Source organism: Bacillus ectoiniformans (genome assembly GCF_016908875.1).
Taxonomy (GTDB): domain Bacteria; phylum Bacillota; class Bacilli; order Bacillales; family Domibacillaceae; genus Bacillus_BX; species Bacillus_BX ectoiniformans.
The window spans coordinates 59,475-80,077 of record NZ_JAFBES010000010.1; the positions used below are offsets into that span (position 1 = coordinate 59,475).

Annotated in this window: 17 protein-coding genes; 4 read left to right on the forward strand and 13 right to left on the reverse strand. The window is 41.5% G+C overall.

The genetic code is table 11. The features are described 5' to 3' along the window. Positions 1-150 precede the first annotated feature (150 nt). Both JOC78_RS12970 and JOC78_RS12975 read left to right on the forward strand, forming a co-directional pair. Entirely contained in the window at positions 151-465 is a 315-nt protein-coding gene (locus JOC78_RS12970) for a hypothetical protein (protein WP_204556574.1), read from the forward strand. 90 nt (positions 466-555) lie between these two features. Continuing rightward, positions 556-1,809 carry a BaiN/RdsA family NAD(P)/FAD-dependent oxidoreductase gene (locus JOC78_RS12975; protein WP_204556576.1) on the forward strand — a complete coding sequence of 418 codons (1,254 nt, stop codon included), beginning with the start codon at positions 556-558 and terminating at the stop codon, positions 1,807-1,809. A 125-nt stretch (positions 1,810-1,934) separates the two neighbouring features. Here JOC78_RS12975 and JOC78_RS12980 read toward each other — a convergent pair whose 3' ends face one another. The 10 genes from JOC78_RS12980 to JOC78_RS13025 all read right to left on the reverse strand — a co-directional run bounded on the left by JOC78_RS12980 (position 1,935) and on the right by JOC78_RS13025 (position 14,406). Then, positions 1,935-3,101: a glycerate kinase family protein gene (locus tag JOC78_RS12980; RefSeq protein ID WP_204556578.1), complete on the reverse strand. Its 1,167-nt coding sequence runs from the start codon at positions 3,099-3,101 to the stop codon at positions 1,935-1,937. Between the two features lie 458 nt (positions 3,102-3,559). Further along, on the reverse strand, positions 3,560-4,537 hold the full coding sequence (locus JOC78_RS12985; RefSeq protein ID WP_204556580.1) for a 2-hydroxyacid dehydrogenase: 978 nt from the start codon (positions 4,535-4,537) through the stop codon (positions 3,560-3,562). After that, positions 4,534-5,244 (reverse strand): RraA family protein, encoded by a 711-nt coding sequence (locus JOC78_RS12990; protein ID WP_204556582.1) that lies wholly within the window; start codon positions 5,242-5,244, stop codon positions 4,534-4,536. Before JOC78_RS12990 ends, JOC78_RS12985 begins: the two co-directional genes overlap by 4 nt. A gap of 17 nt (positions 5,245-5,261) precedes the next feature. Beyond that, positions 5,262-6,026, reverse strand: coding sequence for an enoyl-CoA hydratase/isomerase family protein (locus JOC78_RS12995; protein ID WP_204556583.1), 765 nt, complete (start codon positions 6,024-6,026; stop codon positions 5,262-5,264). Then, on the reverse strand, positions 6,023-7,765 hold the full coding sequence (locus JOC78_RS17485) for an FAD-binding protein (protein WP_204556584.1): 1,743 nt from the start codon (positions 7,763-7,765) through the stop codon (positions 6,023-6,025). The genes JOC78_RS12995 and JOC78_RS17485 overlap by 4 nt, the downstream gene beginning before the upstream one ends. 4 nt (positions 7,766-7,769) lie before the next feature. Continuing rightward, on the reverse strand, positions 7,770-9,365 hold the full coding sequence (locus JOC78_RS13005; protein WP_204556585.1) for an acyl CoA:acetate/3-ketoacid CoA transferase: 1,596 nt from the start codon (positions 9,363-9,365) through the stop codon (positions 7,770-7,772). 40 nt (positions 9,366-9,405) lie between these two features. Further along, positions 9,406-10,545, reverse strand: coding sequence for an acyl-CoA dehydrogenase family protein (locus tag JOC78_RS13010; RefSeq protein ID WP_204556593.1), 1,140 nt, complete (start codon positions 10,543-10,545; stop codon positions 9,406-9,408). Between the two features lie 48 nt (positions 10,546-10,593). Then, complete coding sequence (locus JOC78_RS13015; protein WP_204556594.1) at positions 10,594-12,054, reverse strand: aldehyde dehydrogenase family protein; 1,461 nt, start codon at positions 12,052-12,054, stop codon at positions 10,594-10,596. Between the two features lie 11 nt (positions 12,055-12,065). Further along, positions 12,066-13,235, reverse strand: coding sequence for an iron-containing alcohol dehydrogenase (locus JOC78_RS13020; RefSeq protein ID WP_204556595.1), 1,170 nt, complete (start codon positions 13,233-13,235; stop codon positions 12,066-12,068). A gap of 100 nt (positions 13,236-13,335) precedes the next feature. Continuing rightward, a complete protein-coding gene (locus JOC78_RS13025) occupies positions 13,336-14,406 on the reverse strand; it encodes a DctP family TRAP transporter solute-binding subunit (protein ID WP_204556596.1) in 1,071 nt (356 codons plus the stop codon). A 238-nt stretch (positions 14,407-14,644) separates the two neighbouring features. On the opposite strand from JOC78_RS13025, the gene JOC78_RS13030 reads away from it, so the two are divergent. Further along, the gene (locus JOC78_RS13030) at positions 14,645-15,229 is read left to right on the forward strand and encodes a TRAP transporter small permease (protein WP_204556598.1); all 585 of its coding nucleotides are present in this window, start codon (positions 14,645-14,647) and stop codon (positions 15,227-15,229) included. After that, positions 15,226-16,506, forward strand: a complete 1,281-nt coding sequence (locus JOC78_RS13035; RefSeq protein ID WP_204556599.1) for a TRAP transporter large permease — start codon at positions 15,226-15,228, stop codon at positions 16,504-16,506. Before JOC78_RS13030 ends, JOC78_RS13035 begins: the two co-directional genes overlap by 4 nt. Positions 16,507-16,638: 132 nt before the next feature. Here the strand turns inward: JOC78_RS13035 and JOC78_RS13040 are convergent, their stop codons facing one another. From JOC78_RS13040 to JOC78_RS13050, 3 genes are read right to left on the reverse strand one after another with little or no spacing between them, the layout of a single operon-like run. After that, a complete protein-coding gene (locus JOC78_RS13040; RefSeq protein ID WP_204556600.1) occupies positions 16,639-18,711 on the reverse strand; it encodes a (Fe-S)-binding protein in 2,073 nt (690 codons plus the stop codon). Positions 18,712-18,746: 35 nt separating this feature from the next. Continuing rightward, positions 18,747-19,724, reverse strand: a complete 978-nt coding sequence (locus tag JOC78_RS13045) for an electron transfer flavoprotein subunit alpha/FixB family protein (protein ID WP_204556601.1) — start codon at positions 19,722-19,724, stop codon at positions 18,747-18,749. 16 nt (positions 19,725-19,740) lie between these two features. Next, positions 19,741-20,514, reverse strand: a complete 774-nt coding sequence (locus JOC78_RS13050; protein WP_204556602.1) for an electron transfer flavoprotein subunit beta/FixA family protein — start codon at positions 20,512-20,514, stop codon at positions 19,741-19,743. Positions 20,515-20,603: the final 89 nt, after the last annotated feature.

Below are 20,603 nucleotides of genomic sequence, written 5' to 3' on the forward strand. Positions count from 1 at the left end.
CTAAAAAACAGTTTACCTCTTTCTACGGTTTCTGACAACGAAAACCGCCGCTCGTCATTCTCTATCATTTATTTTAGTTTTCTTTTTTAGATCGATTTGAAGAAGTAAAGCATGCAGGTATTCCATTTCATTTTAGGAGGATCGAGGCCTATGCCAACATTGATCATTAGCAGAACTTCTCAATATGTGAATAAGTTAAGGTCAATGGATATTTATTTAAATGGACAGAAAATGGATACGATTCAAAATGGGGGGCAAAAATCTTTCACACTAGAACCCGGAGACTATCAAATCTATGTGAAGATTGACTGGTGCAAAAGTAAAGTGATTTCTGTCACCTTAGCAGATAGCGAATGCCTAAAGCTTCAGTGCGGAAGCAGAATTAAAGGCTTATTGGCTTTGCTCCCGGGCGTTGAAATAGACACAGACGATCACTTTGTCTGTCTTGATCTTGTGGACGAATGACTCCTTCTCCTGTTATTCTGATAAATGATCAATCGAGTTCCCTTTCCATTAGAGGGCAAACTTTACTAGAGGAAAGAAGTTGGTAAATAAATGGATTATGATGTAATTATTATTGGCGGCGGTCCTTCTGGCTTAATGGCTTCCATTGCAGCCGGCGAACAGGGTGCACGCGTGCTGCTTATAGATAAAGGGGACAAACTCGGCCGTAAGCTTGCGATTTCTGGGGGCGGCCGCTGCAATGTCACCAACCGGCTTCCTGTCGATGAAATAATAAAGCATATACCGGGTAACGGCCGCTTTTTATACAGTGCCTTTTCTATCTTCAACAACGAAGATATTATTCAATTCTTTGAAAACCTGGGCATTCAATTGAAAGAGGAAGATCACGGAAGAATGTTTCCTGTTACAGATAAAGCACAATCGGTCGTTGATGCTCTTCTTACAAGAATTGCGGAGTTGAAGGTGACGATTCGGGTGAATACGGCGGTAGCCAAGGTGTTATATGAAAACGGCAGAACCTCTGGCGTGAAGCTGAGAGACGGAAAAACACTTTCCTGCCGGTCGGTCATCATTGCAGCCGGCGGAAGTTCGGTTCCTCATACTGGTTCAACCGGAGATGCCTATCCTTGGGCCGAACAAGCCGGCCATACCATCACAGAACTGTACCCGACCGAAGTGCCGATCACTTCAAAAGAAGCGTTTATTAAAGATAAGAAGCTGCAAGGTCTTTCGTTGCGAGATATTGGCTTAAGTGTCCTGAATCCAAAGGGCAAAACTATTATTACACATCAAATGGACATGATCTTTACCCACTTTGGCATCTCAGGACCAGCTGTGCTTCGCTGTAGCCAGTACGTGGTGAAGGCGATGAAAAAGTGGAAGCTTGACGAAGTCGTGATGACTATAGACAGCCTTCCGGATACAAAAGAAGAAGCATTGTTTCAAAAGCTGAATCAAATCATGAAAGAACACCCTAAGAAGACAGTGAAAAATTCGCTGAAAGGCTTGCTGCCGGAACGTTATTTATTATTTCTATTAGAGCAGGCAAATATTGACGAAGAAACCGTCGGCGCTCAGCTTTCGTCCGAGAAAATTCGCTTATTTGCAAAGCTTTGCAAGGACTTCCGTTTTCATGTCAACGGCACACTCCCGCTTGAGAAAGCATTTGTCACAGGCGGCGGCGTCTCTATTAAGGAAGTGGAGCCAAAAACGATGGCATCTAAAAAAATGCCCGGCCTTTATTTCTGCGGAGAAGTGTTAGATATTCATGGTTACACCGGGGGCTACAACATTACCTCCGCTTTAGTCACCGGAAGATTGGCTGGGGTAAATGCTGCGAGATAGAAAAGCAAAAGCCGTTCGTCTAGGTGTGAAATTGATGGTTATCTAATCCTCTTTAGGTAGTCAATGCAATGAGAATATAATGTTCCTAATTGTCTACCTAAAGGGAATTTGTCGTGAATAGAACACTAAACAGACTGCTTTTGATTATCAAATTCCTTCACAGCTTCAATACATCTAAATAACTGATTAATAGTTACCCTGGCATTTCTTTTAGCAATATCTGAATTCATTGCCTCATCCAGATTCATAGGTTGATTTAAAATGGAAAAATAAGCTGTAATCCCAGAATTGTTTAAACCTTTTGTCTCTTCAGTTACGGATCCTGCAAGGGCTATCACCGGAACACCGAATTTTTTTGCTAGTTTTGCGACACCAAGCGGGGCTTTTCCCATTGAAGTTTGCCCGTCTAACTTTCCTTCGCCAGTTATAACATAATTCGCCCCCTTTATTTTTTCTTCCATATTAATGTACATTAAAACCAGGTCAATGCCTGACTGTAATTCTGCATGTAAAAATCCATAAAAAGCTGCTCCTAATCCTCCAGCAGCCCCGGCACCTGCTTGTTGAGTAATATCCATCCCTAATTGACTCTTAACAATACCAGAGAAATGTTTAATGGCATTGTCAAGCTGATCAGCTATTTTTATTGTAGCTCCTTTTTGAGGACCGAAAACATATGTAGCTCCGTTTGGTCCATGAAGAGGATTGTTCACATCACAAGCAACCCTAAATGTACATTGCTTCAGTTGAGGGCTCACTTTAGCAGAATCAATAAAGCAAATATCACTTAACCCCTGGCCTCCCAATTCAATTTCTTTATTATTTATATTTAGAAAACGGTATCCCAAAGCCATAAGCATCCCCACTCCCGCATCATTTGTGGCGCTGCCCCCAAGACCAATAACGAATTCACGGCAGCCATTTTTAACTGCATCTAAAATAAGCTCGCCCACCCCATATGACGTTGTAAACAATGGATTCCTTTGTGTAACTGGCACAAGAGGCAGACCACAAGCAGCGGCGACTTCAATAACAGCTGTTTTTTTATCACCAAGAATGCCATATACAGATTCTACCTTCTTTTGTAAAGGTCCGGTTACTTCTTTTTTTATTACCCTTCCATTTGTTGCATGAACTAATGCTTCAACCATTCCCTCTCCACCATCCGCTAAAGGCAATTGTATAATTTCTGCTACCGGGCATACATCTTGTATACCCAAAGAGACGGCCTCGTTTGCTTCAATAGAAGATATGCTTCCTTTAAATGAATCCATAGCAATTACTACTTTCATTGACTCTTCCTCCTTAACTGCTCTTGTGACTTTCAAAACATCAGCGTGCATAACAAATTAGAAAAAAATTCATACAAGAGCTTCCCATGTTAATTTCATTACAGCAGCTCTTAGGCTAAGAAAATATATCAGATACAAATCCAAACCTTATACTATATCTGAAAAGACAGATCTTTGCGTGAATTATTCTCAGGTATGAATAAAATAGACTTCACTAATTGCTTTTCTGCTGTTCAACAAATGTTTTTTTACTTCAAAAAATTAGAAAATATGCAAAAGCGGCACTTGCCAATTGGCAGCACCAGCCTATGCTTACTTAATATTATTGTCAGATCGGTTATTAAGGCTCCTAATCAATAAAGCGGGATAATATCTGTTAATGGAGATTCGTATATTTTTTCATTACTGCCCGAGTTATTTTTCATGAAAAGAAACGGTCTTTCTACATTTTTTAAGAATTATTTTACTTCTAATTTATTAAGCAGGTTTTCAGGTGTGGAATTCGTTACTCCTTGAAGAAGATTCATCACTGCAAGCTCTGCCATCTTTGTTCTTGTTGCAATACTTGCACTTCCAATATGCGGGAGGGTTACTACGTTCGGTAATTTAATTAATGGATGATCCACACAAACTGGCTCCTGTTCGAATACATCAAGCCCTGCTCCCCAAATTTGTTTATCAATCAATGCTCGATACAACGCTTCTTCATCCACTATTCCTCCTCTGGCTGTATTAATCAGAACGGCACTCTCTTTCATTAACCCTAATTGTTCTGCGCCAATGAGGTGATGGGTTTCCTTTGTGTATGGTGTCATAACGCATACAAAATCAGATGAAGCAAGAAGAGATTCTAATGATGAAAACTCAATTCCGAGATCCTTTTCTTTTTCAGGCTTTCGACTTCTGTTGTAATACAAAACATTCATATCAAAGCCCTTAGCTCTTTTTACCAGAGCTTCACCGATTCTTCCCAGCCCAACAATTCCTAATGTTGCTCCATATATATCTTGACCTGTTAATTGCATTGGAGACCATGTTTGCCATTCGCCGTTCCGTAAATAATCGGATGATTCCACTAATCGCCGAGCTGTTGCCATTAATAGAGCAAATGTTAAATCCGCTGTAGTCTCAGTTAAAACTCCCGGTGTATTTGTAACCATAATGCCTCGTTTTGTTGCACTATCCAAATCGATGTTGTTATAACCCACAGCCATATTTGCAATGATTTTTAAATGTTTTGCTTTATTCATGATTGAATCATCGATGGCTTCAGTCAACAAACAAAGTAATCCGTCTGCTTCTTGAATTTCCTTTTCCAGTACTTCGCGGGGCACGGGAGTCTCCGCCTCATTCCACATTCGCATATCGCATATACTGCTTATTTTCTTTACAATCGCTTCAGGAAGTTTTCTCGTAATATATACTCTAGGCTTCATTTTCTTTCACCGCTGCCAATGAGTGAAGGCATATCAATCAGGTCACAGCCTTTTTCTTTTAAAGTGCGATCTACCCAAGTTCGATCGACTGTACCTTTTTCAATAGATTCAAATATTTTCTCTTCATTTCGAGCCATTTTTTGTGCTTTTTTCAGGACTTCTTCAGCCTCATCAATCGGTACCACAACCAGGCCATCTTCATCTCCGACAATCAAATCACCTGGATGAATAACCATGCCGCCAATTGAAATGGGGACATTTATTTCGCCCGGACCATCCTTGTAGGGGCCTCTGTGCGTCACGCCTTTTGCAAATACAGGAAATGTATCGTTTTTAAAAGCAAGAGAGTCCCGAATGGCACCATTAATAACGAAGCCGCCTATGCCTTTTTTCTTTGCGATTCTTTGCATAATTTCTCCTACAATCGCATTGGTTGTATCACCTCCTGCATCTACAATGATTACCTCACCCGGCTGCGCTAGATCAATGGCTTTATGCACTAGAAGGTTGTCTCCAGGTCTTGTCTTCACTGTAACAGCCGGGCCTACCAGCTTTCCTTCTTTATGATAAGGCCGCAGTTCCGCTCCTGCGGCATGAATGCGGTTCATATTATCGCTAATATGTGGTGTTACTACCTCTTTAAATTGGTCGACGATAGCTGGGTCAACCTTCTTCTCAACTGAAAATACTCTAAACCCCATATTCATGTTCTTCGCCTCCCACATTATTTATGCTGATAAGCAGGTGTTCTTTTCTCAAAAAAGGCTGTGATCGATTCTTTCACATCTTCTGTTTCGTGAAGAGCAGCAAAGTCAGTCATTCCTTTTTGGTAAAAGTCAGTCTTATTCTGGCTGTTTTGAATGACTCTTTTAATCGTTTGAATAGTGACATTTGAATAGGAAGCAAGAAGCTGTGCTGTTTGTTTTCCTTCAAGTTCTAGCAGCTCTGTCTTTACCACCTTGTTCGCTACACCCATTCTTAGTGCATCGTGAGCTGAGATTTTTTCACCTGTTAAAAACAAAAATGCGGCATGTGCTTCTCCCGCAAGCTTTATAAACCTTTCCAGTCCGCCATTTCCAGGAAAAACAGCACGGCTTACTTCGGGGTAGCCAAATAAAACATTATCGGCAAATAAACGGATATCAAATGCACTGGCCAGTTCAGCTCCGCCGCCGAGCACATTTCCTTTTATACAACCGATTGTCGGCTGTGGAGCATCCATAATGGCTTGGAGCATGTCATGCCCTTCTATCCATGCACCCTTGGCTTTTCTCTGTTCAATCCGCGCAGGAAATTCCTTTAAATCTGCCCCACAGCAAAAGTGCTTGCCGCTTGCTTCAAATACAATCACTCTAACGCGTTTATCGCCTGCAAGAGATTGAAATGTTTCTTTGATCTCACGCTTGACGGTGTTTGATAAAATATTTAGCGGCGGATTATGCAGCAAAACATTTGCAACCCCTTGGTTAATTGAAACGTTTACACTCATAGCTTCACCTCGCTTTTTCTATGAGGAGGCCATTGTCGCGTGTGTACTTCCATTTCCCCATTCTCCTCTGTTACATAAATGCTTTTAATCCAGTTCGCATCATCTTTTTCCGGATAGTCTTCACGATAATGGCAACTTCTGCTTTCTGTACGTGCCTGAGCGGACAAGACAATGGATTTGGCAACCGTCAGCATATGTTTAAAGTCAATGGCTTTAAAAATAGAGTCGTGATCGATGTAGAACTCTCCATTTCTAAATGCACGCTCAAGTTCTTGAATATTTGCTAAGGCAGCATTTAATCTTTCTTCATTTCGAATAATCAGAGAATTCCTGTACATGTTTTCTTTTAATAATAAGATCGCTTTATCTAAATCTCTCTCGCCTTTACTGTCCTTCACCCAGTCTCTGAGCTGTTCTATTGCTGATGTTGATTTTTCCATCATATTTTCACTATTCTCAGTATGCTGAGCATGTTTTGCAGCAGCTGTACCGGTGCGATGGCCAAACACCTGACCCTCCGCCAGTGAATTGCCCCCCGGTCTGTCCGGCCCGCGCAATCCTCCAGCTGTTTCTCCTGCAATAAATAGTCCTGTCACATTTGTTGCCCCGTCTGGCGTTTCGATCAATGCCCCGCCATTCATGCATTGTGCGACAAGCGCCACTTCAAAAGGATCGTTAAATACATCAATGCCTTTGGATTTTAAGACGCCGTTTGTTTTTGGTATTTTTTTGTCGACAATTTCTTCAGACCCGGGTGGCATGATCCCCCATACTCCCCCATTTGGGGTCGGATTTAATTCAAGCTCTTTTTGAATGGACGTATCCAAATAGTAAGCAGCCGTAGAGATCGTAAATGGGAATACTTTTTCATTGTATACCTCGTCTACTTCCACACCTTCCGGTACATGCTTTTCGAGAATATTTTCTCCTTTACTGTTCGTCAAAATCGGCTTTGTTTTCCAGACCGGCCCAGATAAAAGCGTCATAGATGGCTTGATAGCTGCCGGGCCAATTTGGATAAATTCCATATTAATAAGCGGAATACCCAGCTCATAAGCCATAGCATAGCCATTGCCCGTCATATCCGGCGTTCCAACGGCGTACTTATATAGATGCTGAGCACCGCCGCACGCCAAAATAACAGAAGGTGTATGATAAAGTGTGATTTCTTTCGTTTCACGATGTATGCCCAGTGCACCTGAAATGTTCTGCTGATTATCGGTGATCAGCTTAAACACCATAATATTTTCATCAATGGGAACGTCATGCTTTTTAATTTCTTTCGAGAGAGCCACTAATATGTGACGGGCTGTCACCCCATTTACTCTGCACGTTCTTGGATATGTAGCAAAATCACTCATTCCTTGCACAAGCTTGCCATTTTCCTGTTTATCAAAATTCAAACCAATATCAATTAAATCCTGAATGCGGTTTGGAACTTCTGAAGCCAGTGTCCAGACAAGCTCCGGATCAATAAACCCTCTCCCCGCATCTAGCGTATCTTCATAGTGTATTTCGGGATGGTCCCGTTCCTCCTGATGGCCAATAGCGGCCGCAATTGCCAATAATTCCGAAAACGCCGTAGCAGTGGAACCACCTTTTAGCCACTCTGCCTTAACAGCGATTCGCACATTTGCACCTTCCTGAGCGGCTGAAAGAGCTGCTCTTGCTGCAGCTCCACCGCCTCCAACTACAAGTACATCGGTCTCAATGATGTGGTCTACTTTTATATTCGTCACGCTTTCACACCCTCTCTATTACTTTTTCATTCTCATTTTCAATGAATAGATCCGTATCCATCAGCTTGACGTCATTAGCGACCTTAACCAGACAGTCTACATTAGACAAAATGTCTTTTTGTACATCAATACCCGGTGCATATTCAATAAGAAGCAACCCGTCATTTTCAAGCCGGAAAACACAGCGCTCTGTCACGTAAAGTACTTCCTGACCTTTTTCTAAAGCTTGCTTTGCATTGAAAGTCATATGTTCAATCGTTTGTATAAACTTTTTGTGACGCCCTTCCTGATCAATGTGCATTTTTCCATTGTCGATCGAGACTTTTAATCCCCCGCTCGTCAGTGTGCCGCAAAAAAGAATCTTCGGTGTTTTATGCGTAATATCAATAAAGCCTCCTGAACCCCGGAAGATACCGTTAAACTTGCTTACATTGACGTTTCCTGTTCCGTCAATCTGTGCAAAACCAAGCAACGTGGCGGATAGGCCACCAGATTGATAAAAATCAAAGATTTGAGGTGACGTGACAAACGCTTCGGGATTCGAATGAGCACCGAACACTTCCACTCCCATTGGGACACCGCCGATTGCTCCGTGCTCTAATGAAAATGTGACGTCATCAAAAAACTCTTCCTCCAATGCAAGCTGAGGTAAATCGACTGGGATGCCTACACCGAGATTGATGATCGATCCTTTTTCAACTTCTTTAGCCGCTCTGCGCAGAATGACTTTTTTAGCATCGAGCGGAAGGGTTTTCTTCAGCTGGGCAAGCGGTTTTTTCACTTCTCCTGTCCAACTCGGATCATAATCCGGCAATAAGCTTTGAGACTGCTCTTCATCAATGACAATGGCATCAACTAAAATGCCCGGAATTTCAACGGAACGCGGATGCAGCGTTTTATTTTCGGTCACCCGCTTCACTTGGGCAATCACATACCCGCCGCTTGCTTTAGCAGCCATTGCCATTTCAAGGCCACTTAATGTGGCCGGCTCTTTCTCCAGAGTAATATTGCCGTTTTCGTCTGCAGTCGTTCCTCTAATAATGGCGACGTCAATTGGAAAAGAAGGGTAAAATAAATGTTCTTTTCCGTCGATTTCAAGGAGCCGGACTACGTCTTCTTTCGTCAGTTCATTTAATTTGCCCCCATCCTGACGAGGATCAACGTAGGTGTGCAGGCCTGCCGTTGTTAAAAGGCCTGGATGCCCGCCGGCAATGGAACGAATTAATTGAAACAGAGTTCCCATTGAAAAATTGTAAGCTTCAATTTCATTTTGCTTAATCATATCTGTTAACTTAGGACTTTCTTTCACATTAAAACTGCCGCTTATGAGGCGCTTCAACATCCCTTTTTGAGCTACATGCTCAAGTCCCGTGCTTTCATTAGGATCCCATCCTACCCTTACAGGTGTAACAACCGTCAAGTTTTTGGGCTCCGCAGTAAGTGAAAAGCGGTCGCCAAGGGCAGCCATCACTTTTTCAGGGCAAAGAATTGAAATTAATCCCCCGATCGTAATCGTCGCATTATTCGGTATCATCTTAACAGCTTCTTCAGCAGAAATAATTTTCGAATCCTTTTTTTGAATACGAGATGCTGTTGCCATCCCCTCTCCCCCTTTGTTATGGTTTTAGGCTGTTCGTTTCTTACTTTCGCTGATTGAACTTTCTTTCCAGTACGCTTGAGGCAAGCATAGTTTTATGCACCTGCAGCGTACCTCCAGCAATCGAAGCGGATCGGACACAGCGGTAATACCATTCAAGAGGGTATTGCTTCGAGAAACCATAGCCTCCATGCAGCTGGATGCACGTGTCGGTAATTTTTTGCGACGCTTCTGCCACAAAAATTTTCGCGACACTTACTGCATTTTTATCGGGCTTATTATCTGAAGCAGCTTCCGCTGCGCGGTATAAAAGGGTTCTAGCCGCTTCTAGCTGTACATACATATCTGAAATCATCCATTGCAGTCCTTGAAATTCGCAAATTTCTTTTCCGAACTGCTTCCGCTGTTTCACATGCTCCATCGTTCGGTCAAACGCTGCTTGTGTAATGCCCATCGTTTGCGCCAAGTAGCCTAAACGCACTCCATTGTACACTCCCATTAATTTTTTGAAGGCATCTTTTGTGACGAGTACATTTTCTTTTGGTACCATTGCGTCTTCAAAATAAAGTGCACACTGAATTTCTCCGCTCATATTCTCTTCATTTGGCCCTACAGTGAAACCTGGTGTGCCCCGCTCTACAAGAATTGCACCAATGTCTGACGTACGTCCTGAATTGCCAAAGCGGGCATACACGACGAATACATCTGAAAGATGCGCATCACTAATGAATACTTTCGATCCATTTAAACGGTAGTAATCGCCGTCCTCAACAGCTGCCGTCTTAATATCTGTTGCTGCACTTCCTGCTTCAGGCTCACTCATTCCAAGGCCAACAAACAACTTGCCGGATGTAATAAGCGGCAAATACTTTTTCTTCTGCTCTTCATTGCCAAGTGTATTAATAAAAGAAGCAATCCCCATGCTTGCGTGATAAGCATGGCGTCCGCTAGTCGGGCATACTCTGCACAATTCTTCAATCATCAGAACCGCATCAAATAAGTTCAAGCCCATCCCACCGTATTCCTCCGGTAGAGTTAATCCTAAAAATCCGTGATCGGCCAGCTTTTTCGCATTGTTCCAAAAAACATCGCCTTCGAGCCATTCTGTAGCCGGCTCTAACTTTCGATTAGCAAAATCATGTGCAACTTCTTTCCAGTCTTGTTGTGTTTCAGTCAGCTGCATATAAATCCTCCTCTTAATCTACTGATATATATAGCGCCGTTCACCCACTTAATAGGCATCGTAAATAACTTTTAATTCCGTAAAGAAATCTTTGGCTGTGCTTCCAATTGAATATGGACCGATAGCTGAATGTTTCAGCCCTCCAAATGGCGCGTGAGATTCGCTAATCGTTCCGTTGTTTAAATGAAGCATGCCTGCCTGGGCTCCGTTTACAAATGTCGTCTGATATGATTTGTTGTCGGTGAAGCAGGAAGCGGCAAGACCATATTCATTGTCGTTGCAAATTTGAAGGGCTTCGTCAAAGCTGGATGCTGTCAGCACGACCAGAACCGGGCCGAAAATTTCTTCTTTCGCAATTTTATGCTCTGGTTTTACACCCGCAAACAGCGTCGGCTGGTAATAATATCCCTCCGTTTTCAATGTGACCGCTTGACCGCCTGTCACTAGTTGTGCACCTTCCTTCTGTCCGATCTCAACATAGGAATGTGTCGTTGCAAGCTGATCCTCCGAGACTAAAGGTCCCATGGTAATTCCCGCTTCTATGCCATTTCCAATTACATATTCTTCTATTTTTTTCTTTAAAGCTTTTACAGTCTTTTCTTCCTCTGCCTCGCTTACGATGACCCGGCTGATGGATGTGCATCTTTGTCCGGCATTCGCAAATGCTGCAGGAACAATTTGGTTGACCGCACCTTCAATATCGGAATAGTCATAAATGATCGCCGCATTTTTTCCGCCCATCTCCAGCTGAACCTGGACTAAGCGCTTGGCCGCCTGTTCATAGATGCTGGAACCGACACTCGTTGAACCGGTAAAAGTAATGCCTCGCACTTTCGGGTGATTGACAAGCTGGTTGCCTACACGACGCCCCGAACCAATCACTAAATTTAATACACCTTCCGGCAGTCCGGATTTTTTAAACAATTCAATGATTTTAGCGCCCATTGCAGCCGTTATGCTTGCCGGCTTAAAGACAACTGTATTCCCTGCTGCCAATGCCGGAGCTATTTTCCTAAGCGGAGTAACTAAAGGAAAGTTCCATGGAGAGATGGCTAAAATAACTCCTTTAGGTACGCGAATGGTCCGAATGTCGACATTTGGCCGTTCACTCGGAAGTGTTTCACCGGATAACCTTGACGCTTCACCGGCTGTATAGCGAATTTCATTGATTGTTTTATTAATTTCACCAAGTGATTCAGCTAGAGGTTTGCCCTGCTCCATTGTTAATAATTCCGCTACTTCTTCTTTATGCATTTCTAACACTTCTGCAAATTGATAAAGGTATTTTCCACGTGTAATCGCAGGTACCTTTGACCACGATTGAAAAGCTTCATGAGCTGCTTCTACTGCATGATCCGCATCTTCTTCTGTTGAGTTTGGTGCGATGACAATTGTTTCTTCAATATTTGCTGGATTTTCCCTTTTGTATGTTTCATTGTTTGAAGATGGCACCCATTTTCCGCCAATATAATTGTTTACTGTAATAGTAGATTTTTGAACAATAACCATTATCCCACCCCTTATTTAATTGTTTTGATAATTGATGCTAAATCCTTTACGGTTACTTGTTTAGGATTGGCATTGGCGATGCCGCTCTTAAAAGCTTCCTCTGCAACGACTTGAATTTCGTCATCTGACAATTCAACATTGATGCCTGTCAAAGTCTTTGGAATATCTAGATCTGCTGTTAAATTCTGTACCGCTTTAACAGCTAATTCAGCTGCGCTCCGATCACTTAAACCATGGGTGTTTTCACCAAGCTGATCCGCAATTCGCTTGAATTTTTGGAAATTGGAGCTCAAATTGTATTCCATTACAACAGGCAGTAAAAGGGCATTTGCCAATCCGTGTGCAATTTTATATCGTCCGCCAAGTGGATGAGATAATGCGTGAACTGCTGCCACCCTTCCCCAAATAAATGCTGCGCCGGCAATGGTACTCGCCATCATCATATGAGATGCTGCTTCAATGTTTGTTCGGTCAGCCACAAATGGACGAAGCCATTTTCCAATCAATTCAATGGCATGTAAGCCAAGTGCTTCTGTAATTGGCTGTGCTTGGTTGGATGTGTACGATTCAACTGCATGACTTAATGCATCCATTCCTGTAACCGCCGCCAGCCCCCTTGGCAAAGTGGTCAGCAATTCAGGATCTAATATTGCTGCTTTCGGGTGCAAATGTTCACTGAGGATACCCATTTTGTATTTTCGTTCTTCATCTTTTAATACGGTTGCATGTGTGACTTCTGATCCTGTACCGGCTGTGGTCGGAATAGCAATTACATCCGGCCCTTTGTTCGGCACTTGATTTTTCCCTTCAAATTGAGTTAAATCGCCAGGGTTTGCTGCTGCAATCGAGACTCCTTTGGCAGTATCAATCGAACTGCCGCCGCCAAAACCGATAATGGCTTCACACTGTGAATCGGTAAAGATTTTCTCAACTTTTTTCACGACTCTGATTGTCGGATCTGGCTCCACTTCATCAAAGACTTCATATTGAATTTCACCATTTTTCAAAATCCTCTCCAACCGTTCAAGTGCTCCTGAGTTCGCAATTCCTTTATCTGTACAAATAAGTACTCTCGCATAGTTGCTTTTCTTAATAATGTCAGCCAGTTCCTGAAGACGTCCGACGCCGAAATGAATTTGCGTATGTAAGCCAAATTCAAAAGAATCTTTTAATAAGTTCATATATATCCTCCTGATCAATGTCATTAGTAACTGATCAGTGCTCTATGTAACTCTCTCTATCACAAAGAGCACTGCAAAACGCAACTGCTTCACATTACTTTTATTTGTTTTTTTCAACCTCGGCTAAAAACTCGTCCATGTACTCTTTTCCGATCTCTTTACTAAAGTCGTCATATACACTTTGAGTGACTTTTGAAAATTCTTCTTTTGCTTTAGGCGTCAGCTCAGTAATTTTCATGCCATTATCAATAAGCGTCTGTTTATATCCTTCATTCTCTTTCTGATTTAGGTCACGCTGGTAAGCCGCCGCTTCAACTGCTGCCTCTTTTACAACTTTTTGATTTTCTTCGCTTAGGGCGTCAAAGAATTTTTTTGAAATAACAAGGCCCATCGGATTGTATACATGATTTGTTTCTGTTAAATACTTCTGCACTTCATAAAACTTATCCATCGCCATGTTTCCGTAGGGATTTTCCTGTCCATCAATTACACCCTGCTGCATCGCTGTAAATAATTCTGTGTAAGCCATAGGGGTCGGTGATGCACCAAGTTTTTTCCATGTTTCAAGATGTACTGGGGTTTGCATTGTCCTAATTTTTAGACCCTTTAAGTCATCTGCTGTTTTAACTTCCTTTTTGCTTGTCGTTAATTGACGGAAGCCATTTTCCATATAAGAGAGAAGAACTAAGTCTTCTTTTTCAAGAAGCTTTCCAACTTTTTCTCCAAAAGCACCATCAAGGACCTTGTACGCGGTTTCATTATCAGGGAAAGCGAATGGCAAATCGTATGCAAGCATCGGCGGCGCCCAGTTGGCCAGCATAGATGTAGAAACCCCTACTGCTTCCAGCGTTCCAAATTGAAGGCCTTCAATCATCGTTCGGTCATCACCTAACTGACCATTTGGATAGATCTTGACTTTAATCTTTCCCCCAGTCTCCTCTTCAACAAGTTCCTTAAATTTTTCATACCCTTTGAAAAGCGTATGTTTTTCATTATTGACAGAACCAATTTTTATGACGACTTCTCCACCGCTCTCTGAACCTCCACTATTAGAAGACTGAGAACTTTTGGTCTCTTCTCCTGAACAAGCTGCCAACACGATTGACATAAGGATCAATACAAATACGATTAAACTTTTTTGCTTTTTAATAGTAATCTCCCCCTCACTCATAATGTTCGTCCTTTTAGCAATGGTTTAAATGATGTTAAATACGCTTTTATCCACCTCCATTAAAAAGAAAAAAATATATTATCGATAATCTATAATAAAACCATATCAACATTTTTTATAATTGTCAAAATAATTTTAAAATTAAATTTTTTCCTTTACTTTGTATTATCGATAAAATATAATACAGTGTAAGATTTGGAATAGTCTAATTAATTCGAAAGAGGGGGAGTTTTTAATAATGAAGGATATCGTAAAAAGGATTGATCGTAACTTTGAAGAATATGTTTGCATCTCTTTGTTTTCTCTAATGGTTCTTTTAGTAAGCTTGCAGGTTTTCTCACGATTTATTTTTAATCTTCCATTAGAATGGTCTGAAGAACTTGCTCGTTTCGTTTTTATCTGGCTTGTCTATATCTCTATTTCACTTGCGGCCAAGCATAACCAACATTTAAAAATGGAAATGGGGCAAAAAATCCTTTCCAAGAAACTTGGGAACAAAATCTTTTACTTTTCAGACCTTTGCTGGCTGGCCTTCAATATATATATGATTTTTTATGGAGCGAGCATGGCAAGAGAGATGATGGGTTCTATTCAAACGTCTGCTGTTACTAGAATCAACATGGGTTACATTTATACGATTATCCCAATTGGGTTCATGCTCATGTCTATCCGCATTATCCAAAACATGCTAAGAAGAGCAGCTGGAGAGAAGATTGATGAAGAAACTCTTGAAAATGTCCTTACCCTGGAACAGCCGTCAAAACTCAATGAATATAACAAGCATATTAATAGTGCTTTACTTAAGGAGGGAATCCAAAAATGACCGCAAGTATTGCGTTAGGTTCCGTTTTATTAGCTTCCCTGTTTATTGGAATACCGATTGCCATTGCCATTGGCATCGCTGTTACAGTTGCATTAACTATTTCCGACATTCCAGCAGCTTTCTTGACACAAAGCGCATTTACAGCACTTGACTCTTTTCCCCTTATGGCCATTCCGTTTTTTATTTTAGCAGGTTCTTTAATGGAAACAGGCGGTCTATCAGGCCGGCTGATTAGTTTTGCTAACTCATTCATGAAACCGTTTACAGGGGGATTAGCCCTTGTGACGATGCTAGCCTGCCTTTTCTTTGCGGCATTATCAGGCTCTTCTCCTGCCACCGTGGCGGCTATTGGAACTATTATGTATCCAGCAATGGTTAAGAAAGGATATGACCCGGGATTTTCTGCTGCTGTTTCTGCTTCAGGCGGTGGACTGGGAATTTTAATTCCACCTTCTATCCCTTTAATCATTTTCGGGATTTTAGCTAATGTTTCAATCAGTGATATGTTTTTAGCTGGGTTCGGTCCAGGCTTTGTTGCTGTAATCTTTTTAATCGGTTCGGTTATGATTATCTCTAAAAGAAAAGGATATAAAGGCAGCGGGGAAAAGATTAATTGGTCGGAAGTTAGAAGTACTTTTTGGGAAGCCAAATGGGCTCTTCTTACTCCTGTTATTATCTTAGGCGGTGTTTACGGAGGAATTTTTACGCCTACTGAATCAGCTGTTATTGCTGTTTTATATGCTCTACTTATTGGTATCTTTATTTATAAAGAACTTAATATGCAAAGAATTAAACAGTCGTTAATTTCATCATCTATGATGACTGGAGCCATATTAATTATTCTAAGTACGGCCGCAGCTTTTTCAAAGCTTATCTCGATCTATCAAATTCCAACCATTATTGGAAATCAAATTATGATTATATCAACTAATCCATTAGTCGTTCTATTACTAATAGCGCTACTTGTTTTATTCATTGGTACGTTTATGGAAACTCTTTCTATACTTATTATTCTCACACCGCTTTTTCTTCCTGTTGTGACACAGCTAGGTATCGATCCGATTCATTTTGGAATTGTTTTAGTTTTAGCAGCTGAAATTGGCTTATTAACGCCGCCCGTTGGTTTAAACTTGTTTGTTGCATCCGGTATATCCAAGCTGTCAATTGAGCGCATATCCATCGCGGTCATACCGTTTATTTTGTCGATGCTGCTCGCACTCCTTGTGATCATTTTATTTCCACAAGTTTCTACGTTTCTTCCCAATTTATTTGAATAAAGAAAAAGCAATGCCTCTGCTGAGCTGTTAACACCAGCCGGGGCATTGCTTTTTGAATTGATTTCTCATTATTCGGTTAAACCAATTAAGGGTGTCTCAAATGACTTTGAGACACCCTATTATTTTAACGCCTTATGCATTGACAGGGACCTTCACAATTGATTTCTCCAAGATTTCTGCCACATCCATTGTTTGAACCGTTTCTTCCAATTCAATTGCTTTTGTTCCGTCACTTAACATTGTTAAGCAGTATGGACAGCCTGATCCAATCACACTTGGACTGACAGCCATTGCCTGTTCCGTTCTTGCCACGTTAATTCGGCTCCCAGTGGTTTCTTCCACCCACATTAAGCCTCCGCCAGCCCCGCAGCACATTCCCGTTTCTCGATGCCGATCCATTTCTACTAGCTTGATGCCTGGAATCGAATTTAAAATTTCTCGTGGCGGGTCATAAACATCATTATAACGGCCAAGATAACAAGAATCGTGAAAGGTGATTGTTTCGTTTACTCTATATTTTGGGTTTAAATGACCCTCTTTTATTAATCGGTCAAGCACTTCTGTATGGTGATACACTTCCACTGTAAAACCAAAGTCTGGATATTCATTTTTGAATATATTATATGCATGGGGATCAATCGTAACAATTTTCTTCACATCATTTTTTTCAAATTCCGCAATGTTTGCTGCTGTCAGCTCCTGAAATAAAAACTCATTGCCGAGCCGGCGGGCTGTGTCCCCTGAATTCTTTTCTTTGTTGCCTAGAATGGCGAAAGAAATGTTAGCTTCATTCAGCAGCTTTGCAAAGGATAATGCAATTTTTTGGCTGCGGCTATCGAATGCGCCCATTGACCCAACCCAGAACAGAAATTCTGGGTCTTCACCCGATTTCTTTACCTCTTTCATCGTCGGAATATGAATATCATCACGAAGCGTCCGCCATTTCTCTTTATCTTTCCGGTTTAATCCCCACGGATTTCCCTGGCGCTCAATATTGGTCATCGCACGCTGGGCCTCTGGATTCATTTTCCCTTCCGTCAAGACTAAATATCGGCGCATATCAATAATTTTATCGACATGCTCATTCATGACCGGGCATTGGTCTTCACAGTTTCGGCATGTTGTACAGGCCCATATTTCTTCTTCTGTAATGACCTCTCCTATCATTAACGGACTGTATGATTCAATTCCTTTAGCAATGTGATTCCCTTGAGTATTGGAGAATGCAAATGATGGTACCCACGGCTGCTGTGAAGTAACAGCGGCACCAGTTAAGGTAAGGTGATTGCGTAGTTTTACAATCAAATCCATCGGTGAAAGCATTTTGCCGGTGCCAGTAGCAGGACACATATTTGTGCAGCGGCCGCATTCTACACAGGCATATAAATCGATTAGCTGATGCTGTGTAAAATCCTCCACTATTCCAACTCCAAATGTTTCTTTCGTTTCGTCTTCAAAATCTATCTTTTCCAGTTTTCCTTGAGAAGATAGACGACTGAAAAACACATTGGCCGGTCCTGCAATTAAGTGTGCATGTTTTGATTGTGGAACATAAACAAGAAATGCCAGCAGGAATAATAAATGAACCCACCATGCCATGTAAAATAACCCAATTGCCATCGCTTCGCCTATACCGCCTAAAATAAATGCAATAAAAGATGCGACCGGTTCATAAATCGATAATTCATGCTGATGCCAAATCAGCGACATGCCATTTCCAATCAGAACGGATACCATTAACCCGCCAATAAAAATGAGAACAAGTCCTGATTTAAACCCTCTTTTTAAGCGAACAAGCTTCTCAATGTAGCGGCGATGGAACGCCCAGACAACTGCTGTTAAAATAAGCAGCGTCACTATTTCCTGAAAAAGAGTAAATATGGGATATAGTGGGCCAAGTGGCAAGTGCGCCCTCGGGACCAACCCTTTTATAATAAAATCGATTGCTCCTAATTGAACGAGAAGAAAGCCGTAAAAAAAGAGAATGTGTATGATCCCGCTTTTTTTATCTTTCAAAAGCTTTCTCTGGCCAAAAACGTTTACTTTCACCCGCGCCCAGCGTTCTTTTAGTTTATTATCAAATTCAACTTTCTTTCCTTGCTTAATATATTGATAGCGCGTTTTAATTAAATAGATAAATAAATAAACAGCATAGCCTGTCACAATAAGAAATGCGATGAGGTTAATCGTTAATAAGGTATTCAATGGCGCAGTTCCCCTTAACTTAACATTTTGGACACTTAGACATTCACAATTTCTTTCTTCAGTTCTTTAATCAGCAATGGAACGACTTCAAAAAGGTCGCCGACAATACCGTAGTCAGCCGCATCAAATATAGGGGCTTCAGCATCTTTGTTAATAGCAACAGTGACTTTGGAATTCGACATGCCGGCTAAATGCTGGATCGCACCGGAAATTCCACAGGCAATATACAAGTCAGGAGTCACGACTTTACCTGTCTGCCCGATTTGCAAAGAATAATCACAGTAGTCTGCATCACATGCACCTCGTGATGCACCGACAGCACCGCTAAACAGATCAGCCAGCTCCTCAAGTAATTTAAAGCCTTCTGCACTTTTTACTCCCCGTCCTCCAGCAACTATAACCTGTGCTTCTGAAAGATCAACACCCTCAGACGTTTTGCGAACAATTTCTTTAATGACCGTACGTAAACTTTTGATTTCAACAGCAACAGATTCTACACTTCCTGCACGAGATTCATCTTTCTCAAGTAATGTAATATTGTTTGGACGGATGGTACTGCATATAATACCTTCCGTAATGGATTTTTTCTCAAATGCTTTACCGGAATAAATAGGACGTGTAAAGATAACATCACCGCCGTTAACTTCGACAGCTATGGCATCTGAAACAAGACCGGCCTGAAGTTTTGTGGCAATGCGCGGCGAAAGATCCTTCCCTCGCGCTGTATGGCCCATAACGATTCCCTCCGGCTGCTCCCGTTCAATGACTGTCATGACCGCTTGTGTAAATCCATCCGTTGTATACGATTTTAGCTGTATGTTTTCTGCTGTTACAACACGGTCTGCCCCGTACATAATCAATTCATCCGCAAGATGACCGACACTTTCTCCGCAGAGAAGGGCAACCACTTCCCCGCCTTCTGCGATTGTTTTCCCAGCAGCAACTGCTTCCAAAGACACTTTCCGCAGTAAATTATCACGAATTTCACCGACCACTAATACTTTACGCGCCATGGATATCTCCCCTTTATTAAATAACTTTAGCTTCGTTGTGCAGTAAATTTACTAATTCTATTACTTGATCTTCTAACTCGCCGTTCAATATTTTTCCTGCTTCTTTTTTCGGTGGTAAATACATATCTATTGTTATTGTTTTTGTTTTAACATCTTCTTTCTCAAGAGCCAGATCATCAAATTCAAGTTCTTCAAGCGGCTTTTTCTTCGCTTTCATAATACCCGGAAGCGACGGATAGCGAGGCTCATTTAAACCTTGCTGCGCTGTGACCAAAAGCGGCAGTGAAACTTCAACGGTTTCTATATCTCCTTCAATATCATGTTCAATAACTGCTGTTTTTTCATGTATACCAAGTTTTGTAATCATTGTTACACACGGTACATCGAGTAATTCCGCTAAGCGGGGACCGACCTGACCCGATCCCCCGTCGATAGCCACGTTACCGCCAAGAATAATATCGAATGCATTTTTCTTAAAAAATTCGGCTAAAATGACAGCCGTTGTATATTCATCCCCTTCTTCAAGGTCTTCTTGTGTATTGATCAATACCGCTTTATCAGCCCCCATTGCCAGAGCTGTCCGGAGCTCCTTCTCCGATTCTTGATCACCCACAGTTACAACTGTTACCTGACCCCCGTGGTGTTCCTTTAGCTGAATCGCTTCTTCAATGGCATACTCATCATATGGATTAATAATAAACGCAGCGCCTGACTCGTTTATGGCACCATTTTCAATTACAATTTTTTCTTCTGTGTCAAATGTTCTTTTCATAATTACATGAATGTTCATTTTACTAACCTCCTACCTTTCACTTTATATATTATCGATAATGTATAAACAATATCAATTATTTTTAGAATTGTCAAAAAACAATAATG